The organism is Hoylesella timonensis S9-PR14 (assembly GCF_000762405.1).
GTDB classification, from domain to species: domain Bacteria; phylum Bacteroidota; class Bacteroidia; order Bacteroidales; family Bacteroidaceae; genus Prevotella; species Prevotella timonensis_A.
This window is the reverse complement of sequence record NZ_JRPQ01000101.1, coordinates 18,248-37,934: the sequence shown is the minus strand read 5'-3', so window position 1 is coordinate 37,934 and position 19,687 is coordinate 18,248. Positions and strand designations below refer to the sequence as shown.

Here is a 19,687-nt window from a genome sequence, read left to right as displayed (position 1 = left end):
GGAAGCTGGCGGCAAACATCTGACCTAACGAACAGAAACTTCATACAAGGCATATGACCATGGGCAAGGTTGCTAAACAAACCAAAGTCCTATAGCTATTCGGAACGGTTGGTCTAAATGAAGTAGGCATAAGATGGAAAGATAATGTTCTTATCCGAGGAGGTCTCACGGACGTTTCTAATAGTTGTTTTTACGAAAGAAGCGGAGTAAAGCTTGCCGTGAGAAGTCAGCAGAGGTCATAGTACCCAAGGTACGTGTGCCTACAGGGAAGGACCGAATCGTGCAGTGCAATAGTAAATGAATGCTACCCTGCTAATTTCTTCGTCAGATGTCCGAAAGGAGCTCTCTATCCAAGACGATAGGACGGAATCCGACAATAGGATAGAAGTGACGTTACTCAAAGGGATAGCTGAAAACAACTTGCCACACACCGTGAGGTGTAAAAGTACGAAACCNCCGTATGCCGAACGGCACGTACGGTGGTGTGGGAGGTCGGTAAATGTGAAAGTAGGAGGTAAATGCCTTTTATGAATAACATTTACCTCCTACCCGATTTTTTATAGGTGTGAGCAATGACCTGCTTACTTTATTTTATTTTGTAAGAAAGTCCAATGGTGCCGTACACGGGGTAAAGCGTTTGCTCTATGGTTTTGAATGAACTTTTATGAATGCCAGTCAATCCCCAATTCACATCAGCGTACAGTCCGATGCGGCGGTAGACGTGGAAGTCAACACCCGTCACAATACCGAACTGAAAGTTGCGCATGTCCGAAGAAAAGTCGTAGTCGCCGCGCGTTCCCAGATCATTGCCTAACTCTATTTTTGCACCAGTAGGGGAGCCAACACGCAAATAACCATTGTAAGCGTTGCCCGTAAACGATTTGGTAAGCAGATACGAGCCATACACTCCAGCACGTAAATTGATACGGGGATGAACGTGATAACTTACTTGCACGGGAAGTGTCACCATCCATTGCCGTACCTCAGTGTGTACATATCCAGTAAACATGCCTTCCATGGCACTTTGACCTTGTACCATTGCCATGTGATAATTTTTAACCCTGGCATCCACCAACATATCCTTGTTTTCAAATCGAAGACCTGAACTCCATGACCAACTTTCGTTGATGGCTTGCGTACCATCTAATTCAAATACCGAGTTGTTGGGCATCTTATAGCCTTCCAATGAACGAATAGAAGCGGGTAACCCAAAGGGCGCAGTTCCACCTAAATTATATCCTATTCGTGCAGTTACTTCTAATTGATGCCACCAAGATTCTGCCAGACACGACAGGGAAGTAAATACACTCAAAACAGTGGCTAAAATAATTTGTTTCTTCTTCATCTTTTATTACTCCTCTGAAGTACAAATGATACGAATATCGTCAATACATAGTTCGCTCCCAATGGCACCTTCAAACTTGGCACCATCACGGCTTGATGAGAAAACAATCGCCAAACTATATCCTCTATTCTCTACAATATTCTCATCAATGGGTTGATGATATTGGAAAGATATGTCAAAAGGTGTCCATTCAGAGGTCGTTTTTATATTCTCCATTTGGGCAATAGCTACAATGTGTTCACTGGTTAGGATATTGTTACCGTCGAGAACTATTTTTTTAGATTTTCCCTCGCCATCGCCTTCAGCTACAGTGTTGCGATAGAGTACGGCATATATTGCGGCTTGGTCGGTGCGATCTTTCAAAATCTTTTGTTGCTGATTTTGAAAGTTTTTGCCAGGTTGATATTTGTACCAGCCTGTAAACTTGATAGGCTTTTTGTCAAAAGGAATACCAAACTGGGTTGCTTTGTTAGGATCTACCAACGATTGTCCAGCATCGAATTTACCAAAAAACATATTTCCTGCAGCGGTAGGTTTACCAAACATAGCTCCCAAAGGTCCTGTACTGCAAGTTGTCAGTCGAACATAAGCGCCGTGGTGTCCACCTTCTGAAACTGGTACACTGGGATATTCATCTGCCGGTTTGTCGCCCGCAGCAATACTGAAGGCAATGTTACCCGTTGCCCAGTAATCAGTTTCCTTTCCATTTTCGTCAAAGTCATACCACAAATAGAACTTTTTATCGAGAGGTTCTATTCTGAAATGTTCAAAATCAAAGTGAATGGTATCCTTCACCGTTTGCGATGTTGGAACAAAGCTAACCTTGTATCGTCTGCTCCACTGTTTATCTTCCGAAGTTACAGTATATGTAACGGATCCTTTGCTAAAGTCATGTGTGCTTCCGTTTGCTGGCTGTATGGTTGCCCCTTCTGTTATCTTGAATAGGGGAGCAATCGCTTTCAAATCTGCTTTACGTCTCACCTTAAAGTTAATGATACTATCTCCTGACAACACATCAATTTGTCGCTCGGCCTCGTTAAAAAACATCTCTTGCAATTGATTGTCAGCAACTCTCACTGCTAAAATGTCGCATTCAGCATTCAGAGGTTCTTCTTTGAAGCACGATACCAACAGGCTACACACGGCAACCAAGCATAAATTGCGATAAAATTTCATTGATATAACACTTTATTATTTCGTTGCAAAGTTAAAGGATAATTTTGGATAGCACAAACGAAATGTTCAAATTATAGCCTTTTCTATTCCAAACGGTACCAATTGAAGCAAGATACAAGCATACTGTTCTTTCTTTTGAAGCACGATATTTTTACGACAAACAACACCAACCCAACTGTATTTGCAACGTTGTTAGTATGCTGTATGGAAGGTGAATAATTGCTGAATTTTCTTTACAAAGTGCCTCTCAAAACTCGCGTAAAAACAACCAACAGCAAAGTTGGTCGCAAATACGCTAAAAATGAGCAACTTTCATAATTCATTGATATTGAACAAATTACGCTTAATTCTTCTCGTTGCTTTCCTTTTTTCATCCCTTTTTGTCCGCTAAAGCATTGTTCTAAGCTAACTATTTGCATGCTTTAATGCCGCTGAAGCATGTGAACAACACCTCTATTACATGTTTCCAAGCGCATTAACTCAGTGTTCTAACGTTTTGATTGGGTTATTTTGCTAAAATCAGCGCATTTTTGTCGGTCGTTTGCCTATTCATTTTTTCTATTTTGAAGATTTTTAATGGTCGTTTTTTAGTAAAATAACAGGACAAACACGTATCGTCATTTTACCAAAAATGCTGAGCTTTTTTTATTGAATGAGTTGTTTGTTGTCAAAGACAATTATGTCCTTTTATATTAACAACGAATTGAACCAATACAACAAATTCAGTTGTTGGAATCAATGAACGCTGGCGTTCACCGAATAAAAACAAATTTAGCAAGACCATATTTTTTCTTACAACAAATAAAATTTTTGCGAGAATTGACGACACACCAGTGTCGTTCCGTGCCCTTCCGTTGCTACAATGGGAAATATTTTTCCGTTTCATCACGACAAGAAGTGAAGTTGCTGGTCTAACAAGGATGTTTTTTTAACAATGAATGCAAATTTGGCAAAGACGTACAGCATGTTTAAGCTGGTAGATTTGTTTCATTTGCAGAACGCTTGCGTTCATTGTCTTATTTAGTTGATTCGTTACATTGGTTTTATTTGTTGTTTAACAACATTGTCCTGATATGAAAGATTTGTTAGGTTTTAGGTTGCTTCTTAGTATCACTCAACAACATAAAGCCCAATTAAATTTCGTTGTTGCGCATGGGTCTTGGTAGAGACGTGAGAAGGACTTTCCATTGCTTATTCCGATAACATAAGTGTATTTGGAAAGAAGCCTTATCAATCATCTTTCCCGATTTCCCAATCGAATCAAGCAACATTACGTTTTTCATTTTTACAACTACTGTGGCTGTCGTGTCTCCCGATTGATAGTTAATATTTTCGAGTTGATGTGAAGCTCCTTCGTCTTGAGCTTTTAGCAAATCAATGTCTTCTTGAGTGATTTGCGAACCTGCATACTCAATCCATTTCTTTGATTCGGGAGTGCAATAGGGCAAAGCCTCGTTCAGTTGCCAATTAAAGAAAGTTTCTGCAAAACCATTGGCAGTCTCTTTGAGTTGGGGTTCATCTTTATGCGATGAACAGGCTGTAATCAGCAAGCCACTGACCCATACGCACATACTGAAAATGATTAATTTTACTTTCATTCCTTTCGCTTTCCTAAATCATGGCAAAGATAGCTAAAAATTTGCGCATATCGTTTGATTTTAATACTTTTGTAACTTCAAATTTATATTCATGTTGCAATTTATATGCATGGGAAGCGGTAGCAGCGGCAACTGTTATTGTTTGTTTACAGAGAACGATGGACTGATGATTGATGCTGGCTTAGGCGTCCGAACATTGAAGCGATCGTTTAAGGAAAACGGGCTGTCTCTTTCCCATATTCATCATATTATTATCACTCACGACCACGCCGACCATATCAAATCGGTGGGTTCGTTGAGTCACGAATTTTCGCTGCCCGTCTATGCGACAGCCAAGGTGCATGACGGTATTGAGCGAAACTTTTGTGTTCGAAACAAGGTAGCCCCAAACTTGAAGCGATGTTTCACCAAGCAAGTACCACTTCAGGTGGGTGACTTCTTGGTAACACCTTTCCATGTGCCACACGACAGTTGTGACAGTGTGGGCTATCGAATTAGTTGCCAGGGAATTATCTTTGTTCTGATGACCGATGTAGGTCATATTACTGACGAGATGAAAGAATTCATTGCAGAAGCCAATTACTTAGTCATTGAAGCCAATCACGATGAAGATATGTTGGCGCAAGGACCTTATCCTGCACACCTGAAAGCCAGAATAGCCAGTCAAACAGGTCATTTACCAAATAGTGAATGTGGAAGAGCTTTGGCAGAAAATATGACGGCGGAGTTGCGACACGTTTGGTTGTGCCACTTGAGCGAAGAGAACAATCATCCCGAATTGGCTCGTAAAACGGTGGAACAAATTCTGCGCTCGTATGGCATTGTGGCAGGAACGGATGTCCAATTAGATGTCTTGAAGCGAAAATCCCCCAGCTTGTTGTACCAGCTTTAATTGTTGGGATATGGGTTTTTCATTCAACAACAAATTGAACCAATAAAACAAATCCGTTTGTAGGAATCAATGAACGCTGGCGTTCACCAAATGAAACGAATTTAGCAAAGCCCCACAACATGTTGATATCGGCTGATTTGTTTCATTCGCAGAACGCTTGCGTTCATTGTTGTGTTGCGTTTATTTGTTTCTTTTGTTAAATTTGTTGTTCAACAATATTACTCTACAATGAAAAAGATGGGTAGTTGGTGCGGCTGTTCGCAAGGATAGTTTCTGTTGATAGCTCAGGATGCGATAAGAAGTTTTGTTCAAAGAAAAACTGCTATGCTATCATTTCTGTTTGTAACATCATGATAGGTAGCAGGATATATCTTGACAGACAGGTAAAACATTTATCCCTGTCAGTCCTTCTGTCGTCTCTTAGAAGTCATGAACCAATGGAGTCTACTCAGCAGTTGTTGAAGATTTCAACGGATTCCAACCTTGTGCTTTCAAGGCAAATTCTTGGTTGTCACGAGTGACTAACTGCGCTCCAAGGTTGGCGTGGGTAATATGTCCAATCAGTTTGATGCCTTCCAAGGCTTGTATTTTTTCATGGTCACCAATGGGTACGGTAAACAACAACTCGTAATCCTCTCCGCCATTGAGTGCGCAGGTTGTGACGTTTAGGTTGAGCTCTTCTGCCATCACCGCTGTTTGGTAGTCAATGGGTAGATTCTTTTCGTAGATTCTGCAACCGCAATTGCTTTCTTTGCAGATGTGCAACAACTCGCTGCTCAAGCCATCAGAGATGTCAATCATGGCTGTTGGGTGGATGTGTGCAGCCCTTAAGGTTTCAATAATGTCACCTCTGGCTTCGGTTTGTAGTTGGCGTTGTAGCAAATATTCTTTTCCTGCGAAGTCGGGTTGAAAGTTTCCGAGGCTGTTCAAGTCATGGGTGAGTTTAGTAACAAGCGCTTGATTCTTTTGCTCTTTGGCTTTCATTATTTTGGTACGGATTTCGTCTACCTGTTTGTAATACACCGACTTCTCACGCTCCAGTAACATCAATCCCATATAGGCAGCCCCCAAATCACCGCTCACACAAATCAAATCAGTGTCTTTCGCACCATTTCGATAAACAATCTCCTCTGGTTTTGCTTCACCGATGCAAGTAATGGAGATGGCTACTCCTGTTCGAGAAGAGGTGGTATCTCCTCCGACAATGTCTACTTTCCACTTGTTGCAAGCCATGCGCAAACCATTATAAAAGGCTTCGATATCTTCTACACTGAAACGCTTGTCAATGGCTAAGCTAACTAACATTTGCCTTGGTGTGCCATTCATGGCAAACACATCACTGATATTTACCATTGCTGCTTTGTACCCAAGATGTTGTAAGTCAATGTAAGTGAGGTCGAAATGCACTCCTTCCATTAGCATATCTGTGGTGGTAAGCACTTCACTGTGGGGATAGTGCATGACAGCACAATCGTCACCCACACCTGTCAGGGTTGAACTGTTTTGTAGTTGAATGTCTTTTGTGAGTTGTTCTATAAGTCCAAATTCGCCTAATTTAGAAATTGCAGTCATGTAAGTATGATTTGTGTGTAAATAAGTGGTTGTTCTGAATGAACAAATTTATCTTTTTGTGATATGAAATGTAAAAAGGAGACGCGCTAAAACTTCGAGGAACGTGGCGCATGATAGTCTCCATTTTTAACAGATGGTGTGCTTTCGTTCCTCGATAGTTTCAACTGTGGCAGCAGTACTTAGCTGCGCTTGATAATTTCTCTCATGATTTCGGTCATCAGCGGTTGTGCCTTGTTTGCAGCCTCTTGCACCTCTTCGTGAGACACTTCTACTGGCTTTCCCTCAATGCCCAGGTCAGTGATGATACTCATACCGAAGACCTTGATGCCGCAATGGCGTGCTACAATCACTTCGGGTACGGTACTCATACCTACTGCATCGCCGCCCAAGCGATGGTACATAGCATATTCGGCAGGGGTTTCAAACGTAGGTCCTTGTACGCCAACGTAGACGCCATGAACCACTCGGATGTTTTTTTCTTTTGCAATGTCGTCAGCTAATTGGCGTAGACTTTTATCGTAAGCCTCGTGCATGTCGGGGAAACGTGGACCTGTGGGGAAATTCTTTCCATGCAAAGGATGTTCGGGGAAGAAGTTGATGTGGTCGTTAATAATCATCAAGTCGCCAATTTTGAACGAAGGGTTCATGCCTCCTGCTGCGTTAGAAACAAATAATGTTTCAATGCCCAATTCGTACATTACTCTTTCGGGGAAGGTTACTTCCTTCATGTCATATCCTTCGTAGTAATGAAACCTTCCTTGCATTGCCATGATATCCTTGCCACCTAATTTACCAAAAATCAATTTACCCGAATGACCTTCAACAGTTGATACGGGGAAATTAGGGATATCTTGATAAGGAAATTCGTAACTATCTGTTATCTCGGAAGCTAATTGTCCCAGGCCTGTTCCCAGAATGATTGCTGTCTTTGGACTTGTCGTCATCCTTTCTTTTAACCAGGATGCTGTTTCTTGAATTTTTTTGTACATAGCTAATAATTTTATGGTTGAATGCTTCCTCGCTGTCTAAGAGGAATCTAATCTGAATCGGTAGAATGTGTAAGGCTGCCTTTACCTCATCCGTCATGCCTTCGATGCCTGTCAAACGACTGGCATCTTTTTCTGTGGTAACGATGATTTTGGGCGCCTCCATCTTTGCAAATGTGTCATTCAAGTGCATGATGTCGTTGGTGGTGAAGCGGTGATGGTCGGCAAAAGCCATTGGCTGAATGTGCTTACAGTATTTTTTGAGGTCTTCCTTCATGTGCTGAGGCGAAGCGATACCTGTGAGCAACAGTACATTTTGTTGCTTGAGCGACCGTAAGGAACATTCTTTTTCCGTGTCAAACGATTTTAACTTTCCGTATTCTAAGGCAGTAAAAAATAACGATTGGAAAGGGTAGAGGTTAAGATTCTTTGTGAGAACCCTAAACTCCATAGGTTTCAAATCTTTTGGACACTTGGTAACAATGACGATGTCGGCACGGTCTTTAGCTGATAGCGGCTCACGAAGTCTGCCCGCAGGTAAGAGTTCATCATTCATGATGAAGCGGTGATAGTCTACCAACAGGATGTTGATGCCAGGCTTTACATATCGGTGCTGATAAGCATCGTCCAGCAAAATCACATCAACATCCTGTGTCTCTTCATCTGTTGTCAGGTGTGCTATCCCATTTCTTCTATTCTTGTCAACAGCAATATAGATATGTGGGAACTTACGTTTCATTTGAAACGGTTCATCACCAATTTCCTTCATGGTGGTAGCTTCATGGGCAAGCACATAGCCCTTGCTCTGACGTTTGTAGCCGCGAGACAGCACAGCAACTTTCACCAAGTCGCCTAAGAGACGCACTAAATATTCCACATGAGGCGTCTTGCCCGTTCCACCAACAGTGATATTACCCACGGAGATGATGGGAATATCGTATGCCTGTTGTTTGAGAATGCCCATTTCAAACATTTGATTACGCACTCTCACCCCTAAACCATAGAGCCAGCTTAGCGGATAGAGCCATTCGTTAATCTTAATGTAATCTCCTTCGGTTCTCATTCAAAATAGATTAGGATGCTTTCTTGTAAAATTGTCTATGACAGTTGTCTGCCTCACAGGCGGTACCAATGTGAGTACCCTGACGAATTACGTTATCTGATGTTTAGATAAAAAGGAATTCGGGCTTGCACCATGCTTTGCTGGTTCATGGTTTTCAGTAGTGCAAACGGTTCGTAATAGTCGCCCAATGCAGTGCGCATCTGTTCGTCCAAGTAGTTTCCACCGCCAGTCATCTTAAACAATTGTTCCATCCAATCGTCCCCTTCAGGATAATTGGATGTATGATATTTGTCTATCTTCGCCAGCTTGGCAGCCTTAGCGATAGCCTTATCAAGTCCTCCCAACTCGTCTACGAGTTTAATTTTCAACGCATCTTGTCCTAAAAATACGTGTCCTTGTGCAATCTCTTCAACTTGATGAATGCTCATCTTTCTACCATCTGCCACTCTTTTACGAAACAAATTGTATCCCCTGTCAATGTAACGTGTCAAGTATCCTATTTCTTCTTCGTTCATGGGGCGTGCATTTGAACCCATCAAAGCGTTGCGGTTGGTCTTTACCTCATCAAACTTTATGCCTAATTTTTGCGTCAAGAGTTGACTTCTGTCGGGTATCATGCCAAAGATGCCTATACTGCCAGTCAGCGTAGTGGGCTGAGCTACAATCCAGTTGGCGTTGCAACTCATGTAATAACCACCCGAGGCTGCCATTCCACCCATGGACACTACGACTGGTTTCTTCTTTTTCAGTTCCGCAATCTGGTGCCACATCTGTTCTGATGCGTATGCACTACCACCGCCCGAATTGATTCTCAGCACCACCGCCTTGACGTCATCATCGTCTGCAAGTGCTTCCAAATCTTTGCAAACATCAGGTCCCACAATGGCGTGCTGGGCACCAAAAATGCCACCCGTAATAGGGTTATCAACGATGTTGCCATACGCATAGTAAACAGCTATCTCATCGCCATCGCTCTTTTCCTTGACGTTTTTCATCTCGGCAATGCTCACTTGGCTAATGGTGTCGTCCATATCCAAGTCAAAAGTCTTCTTCACTTCTTTCTTCACTTCATCGGTATAGAGCAATCCGTCAACCAGTTTTGCAGAAACATAATCCTTAGGATTGTTGAAAGTGATGAGACTATCAGCGTATTCATTCAGCTTGTCGACACTAATCTTACGGCTCTGGCTCACCGCTTGACATACGTTTGCCCACAGACCGTTGATATATGCTTGTGTTTGTTCGCGGTTAGGCTCGCTCATTTTGTCTGCCGTGAAGCTTTCGGTAGCACTCTTGTATTTGCCCACTTTGATAACTTGAAAACGGATGCCAAACTTAGCGAGCAAGTCCTTTAGGAACATTGGCTCTGCTCCGATGCCATGCCAGTCTATCATACCTTGCGGATTAAGAAATACCTTATCGGCAACAGAGGCAATGTAGTAATTGCCTTGTGAGTAACTATCTGCATAGGCAACAATCTTCTTACCGCTCTTCTTGAAATCGAGTAGGGCATTCCGAATCTCCTGTCTACTGGCATAATCAGCAACGAACATACCTGATTCGATATAAATTCCTTTGATTTTGTCCGTTTCCTTGGCTTTCTTGATAGCGGAGAGTATCTCGTCTAAGCCTAAACTTCCAAAAGAATCTTGTGCAAAAAGTCCAAATACATTGTCGTCACTTTGCTCTTGCAGGGTGCCCGAAAGGTTGAGAACCAAAACACTGTTCTTACTTACATTTTGTGTAGCCTGTGTGGATGTTATCATTCCGATAATGCTCATCACGCCTAAAATGGCAAGGATAAGACCAACTGCAAATATTCCCACAATAGTGGCTCCTACATACTTGAAAAATTCTTTCATAAGTTGAAAATTATAGTTACTGATGCAAATATAGTTAATTTTATTCAGTATGTCATGTAAAACTACTTTTTTTTGCGCAATCTATCGTACATTTGTGGAGATGAAAAAGGTTATTGTCATGGGTGCCTCATCAGGTATGGGGCAAGCGTTAGCCACCTTGTTGTACAAAGATGGTTGGAAGGTGGGCGTTGCAGCACGCCGTATCGAAGACATGGAGCAATGGAAGTTGGCACAACAGCAGTTGAATCCGTCAACTACTGTCATGGATGGGCAGGATGATGAAAGAATATTCACTGCTCAAATTGATGTTTGTGCACCAGAAGCTCCGCAAGCATTGCTCGATTTAATAAGTCGAATGGGAGGGATAGATCTTTATATTCATGCTTCAGGGATAGGTAGACAAAACCCTGAATTGCAAGAAGATATAGAACTAAGTACTGTAGAAACCAACGGTGTAGGATTCACTCGGATGATAGGTACTGCTTACCGTTACATGGCAGTCAATGGAGGAGGGCAAATAGCTGTCATTTCTTCTATTGCTGGTGTGAAGGGTTTGGGTGCTGCTCCAGCGTATAGTGCAACCAAAGCTTTACAGAATACTTATATTCAGGCTTTGGAACAACTGGCTAATAACAAAAAATTAAGGATACGCTTTACCGATCTTCGTCCGGGATTTGTGGACACCGCATTGCTAAAAGGTGGTGACTATCCTATGATGATGAACCCGCAAATGGTGGCTCGCCACATGTTGAAGGCTATCTACCTCAAACGACATGTTTGCATCATCGATTGGAAATGGCGTATTTTGGTAAGTCTATGGCGTTACCTGCCACGTTGTGTTTGGCGACACTTCAGATTAGTGAAGTAGCTTACTATTATGACTTTGAGGAATAAGCGTCTCGAAATCTCTTCCTTATCCCTTCAATTATTTAGAAACACCACATCACTTATACTTATAAATGATGTGGTGTTTTGCAAATAAGTGTATGACGACTTACAGATGATGAATCGTGTATTGCAACTGATCTCCTAAGCCAATGGTGTATCCTTGCGAAGTAAAGACCACGCGGTTAAACGTGTCAGCAATCAAAAAGATAGGGAGTTGACGTGCATCCTTCAGTTTCATTTGGTTGACAATTTGCTTCTTGATACTGCCAGAAGCGTCAATTCCGAAGATAGTTCTCTTGGGTAATTGTCCAAATTCGTTAGCCTTAAACTTCTTGGCATCTTCTTCCGACTCAAAAAGAAGCACGAAAGGTCGATTCCAACGATCAAATTCTGCCTTTAATTTAGCAATATCTCTCAGGGCATGGTTAGTGGGTTCTTGTCCTACGCCAATGATGACAAGCACATAATATCCTCTGCCTGTCTGTGAAAGGAGGCTCACTTCCTCATGGTTGAGTGTGAATTTTGATTCGCTGTCAAAGTTCCCTATCACGCTGATTTCAGTGGTCGAGGTGCGCAAATGCAAATCAAGTGTAGTCGTTTGGTTCTTTTTAATATTAAAAATCTGATAAGTGGCTTTTACATTTCCGCTTGCCATACGGGTGCCACTCACAAGGATATAAGTTCCTTCATCCAACTTTGCACCGTTTTCAAAGGTACTTTTCCAAGTGGTTCCACCTCCCATATCCACCTGTCCTTCCTCAAAATTGAGCAACGTTGGAACACCATTCTCTATTTTACTAATGGTGAAATGCGTGTAATATTTAGGATTTTCCAAATATGTGGAAGGCTGATAATTGAGTTTTAGTACCCCCTGCGGAGCGGTAACCTGTTGTTTTGCTTCAAAATCAACATCTACCCAAGCCCCATTAGTGCGATATTGAACCTTAGAAGTAACCACATCTTTGCGAGCTTGAATATTGAGACTGCGTGCCAAGTCAACAAAAAAGATGTCGCGTGAGCGAGTGTCAGTCAGTCTCGATTGCCATACTCCCATAGGCGTTTGTGCAATGCGCAGAGCCGTTTTGTCGGAATTGATGCGGATATTCTTCTGCACCCATTCTACCAACAATGCGGGATTTTGTTGAAATCTTTCGATGGTAGCGGCATTGAAGGCTTGTTGTAGTTGCTGTTTGAAAGGTCGTATTATCATTTCGTTCTCCACTCTTGGGCAGAGTTGGTCGCTCTTTGCGTTGAAATGGTCTTCGAGTATCTCCATTGGCATGTCGCGCAAATCCTTGTCACTCAATGTGCGAAGCAATGCCAATGCCCTCTCTTTTTGTAGAATATGTTTTTTATAAAACGCCTCAATCGTTTGCCAATTGCCACGAGCTGTTAACAAGAATTTAGAAATCTCATCATCATTGGTCGATTGATAGAATGTTGCCTCGTACGCCTTGCGTATACTGTCTTCTGTTGCAAGTCGCTTTTTGTTATGAGCAATCATCTCTTCTGTGAGGGTAGGTAGCACGGCTTGTTCTGTTGGAGGTACGATATCGAGCGAATCGAGTGCGAAAGTCATTTGTTGACAATCGGTTGAGGCATGGCGTTTCAGTACTATCGTGACATGTTGGTCTTTGCCAAACGAAGCCTTGGCGAAACCATAATGCCCGTTTTTGGATGCCCATATCAATAAGTCTCCTTTGCCTGCGGTAAGAAAAGTTTGTCCTTTTTCATCCGAATATTTGGTGACTGCGGTATAAAATTCTGCATAATTGTAAATTTTGAACTCCACTTTGGCATGATTTACAGGGCGTTGTTGCTCATCGACAATGGTAAAATCGACACGTGCTGTCTTCGCATAATTGTCGATAAGGTTGATTTCTGTGAAGTTTGAAGTACGCAACACCACCTCTTCAGGACCGTGATAATCGCCAAAAACTCGGGTGTGCATCAGCATTGCCCGTGATGCAGGAGCGTTGAACCAGCCAAGGTTGAGGACGGGTTCTGGTTCGCATGCACCCAAAAAGTACCATTTTCCATCTGCCCAAGCTTCTACCCAAGCATGGTTGTCATCTGTGTGTGCCCAGCGTGGGGTGTACACCTGACGGGCAGGAATACCTACGGCACGCAAGGCAGCAACGGTAAACGTACTCTCTTCTCCGCAGCGTCCTTGCGCATTTTTCATGCAAGCGAGTGGCGAAAGAGTGCGCCCATCAGACGGCGTATAGGTTACATGTTCGTGACACCAGTGGTTCACTTCGAGGATAGCCTCTTGCATACTCATCCCTTTTATTCTGTCTTTCAAGGCTTGAAAGAATATTTTTCTCGAATCGTCCAAGTTCTCATTGTTCACTCTCAACGGCAATACAAAGTGGCGAAACAGTAAGTCGGGAATAGTATGTCCCCATGGCATCTCGTTTTTTATCTGAAAAGTGGTTCGGATATTGTCCAAATAAAAGGCTGTGGGGTAATCGGTGACGTCTGCCACAGGCATGTAAGCGTACAAAAACTGGAGTGCTTGTAGTTCTGTGTCATTCACATTCAGTCCTTTAATATCAAAGAATTGGTTTCCGATGATTTGCATTCTGTCTTTGAAAACCAATGCTGTCTGGTTTTGTGTCTGATTATTTTTTTGCTGCAAAGTGGCATTCGCATATTGACAGCAAAGGACTGTCAGTACGACAAGTAGGTATTTTTTCATGTCAAAAAAGATTTAGTTGGTGGATTCCAAGAGTGCGAGTATCGTATTTCTTACTCGGTCTTCAGAAGTAATTTCGATATAACTATCATCGTTGTTGGTACTTCCCATGTGGAGATTTGGGTTGGTAAAGGTCATCAAACTATTGACTTTCTTGCGAGCAGAAAAATGAAATTCTTTGATATTTGTTTCCTTTGCTATTCGGTAAATATTCTCTTCGTTCACTCCGCTACCTGCCATCAGTCGAATTCTTCCCTGTGCCTTGAGCTGAAGTTCGCGCAACAATTCCATTCCTTCTTCCGCAATAGGCTGCAAACCCGAAGTGAGTATGCGGTCAAAACCTAAATTGATGATTTGTTCCAAGGCTTGAAAAGGGTTCTTACAGCGATCAAAGGCTCGATGAAACGTTGTAGACATCCCCTTGCAATGCGTTAGGAGCTTGCGACATAATACCTCGTCAACCAATCCTTCTTCGGTGAGACAACCAAATACGACACCGTCAACGCCTAATTCCTTACAAATATGTAGGTCTTCTATCATGCGTTCAACCTCGATGGGCGAATAGAGGAAATCACCCCCACGAGGGCGGATAATCACATGAAGACGGGTGGACTTCAGAATTTTTCGAGCCACCTTTATCTCTCCATAAGATGGGGTAGTGCCTCCTTCAGGAATGCTTGCGCAGAGTTCTACACGATGTGCTCCGCCTTCCTGTGCTGCCAAACAACTGTCAACACCATTGGCACAAACTTCAAATTGATAATCTTGCTGGTTCATAATTCGATAAAAAAAAGAAACATCTACAAACTCACATACGGAATTTGTAGATGTCGTTGGTTATTCAACAGGTATCTTCTCAATGCGACGAACATGACGCCCACCTTCAAAATCTGTGTTGAAAAATTCATCTAAGACTTTCCATGCCGTTTCTTTGTCCATGTACCGACCCGGCAACACTAATACATTGGCGTCGTTGTGCATTCTGGTCATGTGGGCAATCTCGGGTTGCCATACCAATGCAGCACGTATTCCCTGATGTTTGTTGAGGGTCATGCTCATGCCTTCGCCCGAACCGCAAACTCCTATCCCTGGGTAGACTTCGCCTTTCTCTACTGCTGACGCCAACGCATGGGCGTATTCGGGGTAATCGCAAGAAGCTTCAGAATGGGTGCCGAAGTCTTGGTAGGCAATGCCTTTCTCATCGAGATATTCTTTAATAACCTCCTTTAATCCAAAGCCCGCATGGTCACTGGCGAGTCCAACTTTCTTGATATTCATGACAACTTACTTTGCTAAAAAATCCTTCACTTGTTTGTAAACGTTTTCTGCTGTAAAGCCTAACTTCTCATCCAATACCTTATAAGGTGCAGAGTAGCCAAAACTTTCCAGTCCAAAGACCTTACCGTTGGCTCCTACCAACCCTTCCAAAGTAACAGGAAGTCCTGCTGTCAAGCCAAATATCTTGGCATTCTTGGGCAAAATCTCATTTTGATATTCGCAGCTTTGTCGACGGAAAAGCCCCTCAGAAGGCACACTCACAATTCGAACCTTCACACCCTCTTTTCTCAAGAGTTGTGCTCCAGCCACCAAAGTAGATACCTCTGAACCACTGGCTAACAAGATAACATCGAACTTTTCATCGCTACCAGCCACGATATATGCGCCCTTCCTTGCCTCTTGGTAGGGTGTTCCTTCGGGTAAGTTCTCGATGTTTTGACGTGAGAAGATAAGTGCTGTTGGGGTTTCCATGTTCTCCATAGCCATTTGCCAACATACTGTAGTCTCTTCAACATCAGCAGGTCGGAACACACGGACAGCATCTTTCCCACTGTGGTTTTTGAGTTTTTCCATTAACCTTATTTGGGCTTCTTGTTCAACGGGTTCATGTGTAGGTCCGTCTTCGCCCACACGGAACGCATCATGACTCCAAATAAATTTGATAGGAACCTCCATCAACGCCGCCATACGAATGGCAGGTTTCATGTAATCAGAGAAGACGAAGAACGTACCACACGCAGGAATTACTCCTCCATGTAGATACATACCGATACACATGCAAGCCATGGTCAGCTCACTGACACCTGCTTGGAAGAATGCACCACTGAAGTCGCCTTTCACCATGCTTTGTGTTTTCTTTAAAAAACCGTCGGTCTTATCCGAATTTGACAGGTCAGCGGACGAACAAACCATGTTTGGCACTTGTTCAGCCAAGAGGCTTAGACATGCAGATGAGGCGTTGCGGGTGGCAGCACCAGCTTTCTGAGTAAGGTTACTCCAGTCTACTTTCGGTGCATTTCCCGAGAACCATTCTTTCATTTGGGTGGCTTTTTCTGGGTGCTGAGCCTTCCATTGGTCTTCTGCAGCATGGCGTTGCGCAACAATTTTACGCAGTTCCTCTGCACGATTGTCATACAATGCTTGCACATCTTCGGCAATGGCAAAGGGGTGATGGATGTCACCACCTAAGTTTTCTATCGTGTTTTTGTACGCATCTCCGCCTAATGGTGCACCATGTGTCTTGACATTGTGCTCATAACTACTACCGTCGGCTTGTAGTGCCCCTTTTCCCATGATGGTATTCCCAATGATGAGCGTAGGACGTTCTTTCTCTTGAAGTGCCTTATCCAATGCCTGACGAATTTCAGCTACATCGTTGCCGTCGATAGTAATGACGTTCCAGCCCCATGACTCATATTTCATCGCTGTGTTTTCAGCAGTTACGGCATTGCATTCTGTGGACAGTTGAATGTCATTAGAGTCATAGAACATAATCAGATTGTTAAGACCTAAGGCTCCTGCCAAGCGTCCTGTGCCTTGTGATATTTCTTCTTGAATACCCCCATCGGATATGTAAGCATAAATTTTATGCTGCATCATGACCGAGCCTAACTTTGTTTCTAAGAACTTTTCAGCAACGGCAGCACCTGCAGCAAATGTGTGTCCCTGTCCAAGTGGACCCGAAGTGTTCTCTATCCCTCTTGTCACATCTCGCTCTGGATGACCAGTTGTAGGCGAACCCCACTGTCTGAAATTCTTGAGGTCATCAATAGAAAACTTGCCTTGGAGTGCCAATGTCGCATAAAGCATGGGAGACATGTGTCCGGGATCTAAATAAAAACGGTCGCGCCCTGCCCATGTGGCATTATCTGGGTCGTATATTAAATACTCCGAAAACAAAACATTGATAAAGTCGGCACCGCCCATGGCACCACCAGGGTGACCAGAGTTTGCCTTTTCTACCATAGACACAGCAAGCGTTCGTATGTTGTCAGCCGCACGTGTCATTAACTGAATGTCGTTCATATGATTGATGTTATGATGTTGATGTTCTTGTAAATAGTACTTAGTGGTTATGTGAAGGAACGGCAAGGATACGAATGATGCTTACCGTTCTTTTTGCAAAGATAGCATTTTGTGCTGACATAGGCAACGAATGCGATGCGTTTTTATCCATAATTTTCGGTATGGAATGTTTTTACCACCTATCTTATATTCGTTTCTCGCACCTTGATAAGAGTGGTGCATCATCTACATCTTGATGGATAGACATTAAAATAATTTTCAAGCGATGTTCCTTTTTATGATTTATATTGCTTATATTTGCAATGAAATAACTTTGATGAATGACAATATGAATCAATCACACAACCATTTGGTAATTATGGCAGGCGGTGTAGGGAGTCGCTTTTGGCCGATGAGTACAGAGGAAAAGCCCAAGCAGTTCATTGATGTGTTGGGTGTAGGCAAGTCGCTCTTGCAACTAACCTTGGAGCGTTTTAAGGATATCTGCCCGTTGGATCACGTCTGGATTGTCACTAACAAGAAATATGTGCATACCGTTCAAGAACAACTTCCCATGGTTCCAGCTCAAAATATCTTGCAAGAACCGATGCGTCGCAACACTGCGCCCTGTATTGCTTATGTGAGTTGGCGAATCAAAGCCATTGATCCAAGTGCCAATATCGTGGTTGCACCGAGCGATCATATTGTAACGGATGTTTTTGAGTTTCAACGTATTATTAAGTCTACGTTAAAGTTTGCCAGCGAAACGGATGCCATCATTACCTTAGGGATGAAACCTCACTATCCTGAGACAGGCTACGGATATATTCAAGCCGACTTGTCAACGAGTTCATTGCGCAATAAGGAGATTTTCAGGGTGGATAAGTTTCGTGAAAAACCCGATTTGCAAACCGCCCAGATGTATATTCAGCAGAACAATTATTTTTGGAATGCGGGAATTTTTATTTGGAATGTGAAGACCATTATCAATGCCTTTCGAGTTTATGTTCCAGCCATTGCCAATATTTTTGAGAGCATGATGAGCGTGTACGGTACTGCGAAGGAGCAAGAAGTGATAGACGCTCGTTATGGCGAATGTGAGAACATCTCTATCGACTACGCCATTATGGAGAAGGCAGAAGAGATATTTGTCTGTCCTGCGAACTTCGGTTGGAGCGACTTAGGTACATGGAGCTCGCTGTTGGCTCATACCAATAAGGATTTGTATGGCAATGGTATCATTGGCCAAAATATTTTCTTATACGATACCAACCGCTGCATCGTGCACGCTACACAATCTAAAAAGGTGGTCATTCAAGGACTTAACGATTATATCGTTGTTGAAAAAGATGGCGTCTTGCTGATTTGCAAGTTAAGTGAAGAGCAGAGAATCAAACAATTCTCGGAAGAATAAGCGCAACAAAGGCAAAAGAGGGTAGAGGCGAGACACAGCTCTTTCATTAAAAAATGGTATATTTTGTTGTTGTAAACAGCGTAGAAGAAATCAACAACGAAAGCAGAAAACACGAAAATGCGCAAGTGATATAAAGAAACCAAAGAACGTAGACGTTCTGACGAAAACAGCGAAAAGAAATGCGTTGTGATTCTTCTCCGATTTTTTGTCAAAAGTGAAGTGCGGCAATTATGTTTTTTGTTATTTTAGACAGAACGGGACGTTCTTTCGTGAAATGGCTTTTGCGGCAATGTTTTTTAGATTCTTTTGTGTTTTTCGTTGTTAAAAGATGAGATATCATGCAGCTTTTTCATTGGTACGCAAGATGTTGTATTCATTTAATCGGTAAATTTGAGAGCGAAATAACCAAAAGATGAAAGATTTATGGCAGCAAAGGTTATCGTTAAATGAAAGAGCCGTAGAGGCGTGTGCGTTACCTTCGTAGTACCGAAAGCATCAAATTAAAAGAGCTTTTGGCGAATTATTATGGGTGCAAAGTTATGAATTATTTTAACAAAGGCACTTCCAAAACTTCCATATTTGTAAGCGAATGACTATTTGGTCAGAAATATTCAAGTTTTGAGGCATGTTTTATAAGTCTCTGACTAATAATAACTTGTCTTTGATTAGCAGTGAAAATGCTCATCAAGTAAGTGGTTGAAGCATTGATATAACCTTGAAAAGTGGCTCTTTTTCGTCTGTTTTGACTGTTCATCCAGCCATTTAAGGCTGTTATCTCATGATAATAGTGTTGCTATTCACATGGGTTAGTGGTACAACTCCATTATGATAAGCTCGTTGTTATCATGACTTAAGCAAATAATGCGTGTGGAAAGCGGATTTTTGGCTTTACTATTTTTCTATTTTGCAAC

At 42.5% G+C, this 19,687-nt stretch carries 14 protein-coding genes; 3 read left to right on the top strand and 11 right to left on the bottom strand.

Translation table 11 applies throughout. The features are described from left to right. Positions 1–586 precede the first annotated feature (586 nt). The 3 genes from HMPREF9304_RS06955 to HMPREF9304_RS06945 form a co-directional block, all read right to left on the bottom strand. Positions 587–1,345: an outer membrane beta-barrel protein gene (locus HMPREF9304_RS06955; protein ID WP_025071726.1), complete on the bottom strand. Its 759-nt coding sequence runs from the start codon at positions 1,343–1,345 to the stop codon at positions 587–589. A gap of 6 nt (positions 1,346–1,351) precedes the next feature. Next, positions 1,352–2,521, bottom strand: coding sequence for a PCMD domain-containing protein (locus HMPREF9304_RS06950; RefSeq protein ID WP_036927728.1), 1,170 nt, complete (start codon positions 2,519–2,521; stop codon positions 1,352–1,354). Between the two features lie 1,133 nt (positions 2,522–3,654). Then, a complete protein-coding gene (locus HMPREF9304_RS06945; RefSeq protein WP_052045985.1) occupies positions 3,655–4,119 on the bottom strand; it encodes a hypothetical protein in 465 nt (154 codons plus the stop codon). A gap of 91 nt (positions 4,120–4,210) precedes the next feature. On the opposite strand from HMPREF9304_RS06945, the gene HMPREF9304_RS06940 reads away from it, so the two are divergent. After that, a complete protein-coding gene (locus HMPREF9304_RS06940) occupies positions 4,211–5,011 on the top strand; it encodes an MBL fold metallo-hydrolase (protein ID WP_036927726.1) in 801 nt (266 codons plus the stop codon). A 444-nt stretch (positions 5,012–5,455) separates the two neighbouring features. Here the strand turns inward: HMPREF9304_RS06940 and thiL are convergent, their stop codons facing one another. The 4 genes from thiL to sppA all read right to left on the bottom strand — a co-directional run bounded on the left by thiL (position 5,456) and on the right by sppA (position 10,494). Then, positions 5,456–6,583, bottom strand: a complete 1,128-nt coding sequence (thiL, locus tag HMPREF9304_RS06935; protein ID WP_036927724.1) for a thiamine-phosphate kinase — start codon at positions 6,581–6,583, stop codon at positions 5,456–5,458. 179 nt (positions 6,584–6,762) lie between these two features. After that, positions 6,763–7,572 carry a purine-nucleoside phosphorylase gene (locus tag HMPREF9304_RS06930; RefSeq protein ID WP_081953666.1) on the bottom strand — a complete coding sequence of 270 codons (810 nt, stop codon included), beginning with the start codon at positions 7,570–7,572 and terminating at the stop codon, positions 6,763–6,765. Next, entirely contained in the window at positions 7,454–8,632 is a 1,179-nt protein-coding gene (gene lpxK / locus HMPREF9304_RS06925) for a tetraacyldisaccharide 4'-kinase (RefSeq protein WP_036927723.1), read from the bottom strand. Before lpxK ends, HMPREF9304_RS06930 begins: the two co-directional genes overlap by 119 nt. A gap of 92 nt (positions 8,633–8,724) precedes the next feature. Further along, a complete protein-coding gene (gene sppA / locus HMPREF9304_RS06920; RefSeq protein ID WP_036927722.1) occupies positions 8,725–10,494 on the bottom strand; it encodes a signal peptide peptidase SppA in 1,770 nt (589 codons plus the stop codon). Between the two features lie 100 nt (positions 10,495–10,594). Between sppA and HMPREF9304_RS06915 the strand changes: the two genes are divergently transcribed. After that, on the top strand, positions 10,595–11,362 hold the full coding sequence (locus tag HMPREF9304_RS06915; RefSeq protein ID WP_036927720.1) for an SDR family NAD(P)-dependent oxidoreductase: 768 nt from the start codon (positions 10,595–10,597) through the stop codon (positions 11,360–11,362). A 126-nt stretch (positions 11,363–11,488) separates the two neighbouring features. Here the strand turns inward: HMPREF9304_RS06915 and HMPREF9304_RS06910 are convergent, their stop codons facing one another. From HMPREF9304_RS06910 to HMPREF9304_RS06895, 4 genes are read right to left on the bottom strand one after another with little or no spacing between them, the layout of a single operon-like run. Further along, the gene (locus HMPREF9304_RS06910; RefSeq protein ID WP_036927718.1) at positions 11,489–14,083 is read right to left on the bottom strand and encodes a transglutaminase-like domain-containing protein; all 2,595 of its coding nucleotides are present in this window, start codon (positions 14,081–14,083) and stop codon (positions 11,489–11,491) included. Between the two features lie 12 nt (positions 14,084–14,095). Next, positions 14,096–14,857 carry a copper homeostasis protein CutC gene (locus HMPREF9304_RS06905; protein WP_036927717.1) on the bottom strand — a complete coding sequence of 254 codons (762 nt, stop codon included), beginning with the start codon at positions 14,855–14,857 and terminating at the stop codon, positions 14,096–14,098. 60 nt (positions 14,858–14,917) lie between these two features. Next, complete coding sequence (gene rpiB / locus HMPREF9304_RS06900) at positions 14,918–15,358, bottom strand: ribose 5-phosphate isomerase B (protein WP_036927716.1); 441 nt, start codon at positions 15,356–15,358, stop codon at positions 14,918–14,920. 6 nt (positions 15,359–15,364) lie between these two features. Next, positions 15,365–17,383: a transketolase family protein gene (locus HMPREF9304_RS06895; protein ID WP_036927715.1), complete on the bottom strand. Its 2,019-nt coding sequence runs from the start codon at positions 17,381–17,383 to the stop codon at positions 15,365–15,367. 328 nt (positions 17,384–17,711) lie between these two features. On the opposite strand from HMPREF9304_RS06895, the gene HMPREF9304_RS06890 reads away from it, so the two are divergent. After that, positions 17,712–18,776, top strand: a complete 1,065-nt coding sequence (locus HMPREF9304_RS06890) for a mannose-1-phosphate guanylyltransferase (RefSeq protein ID WP_036927734.1) — start codon at positions 17,712–17,714, stop codon at positions 18,774–18,776. Positions 18,777–19,687: the final 911 nt, after the last annotated feature.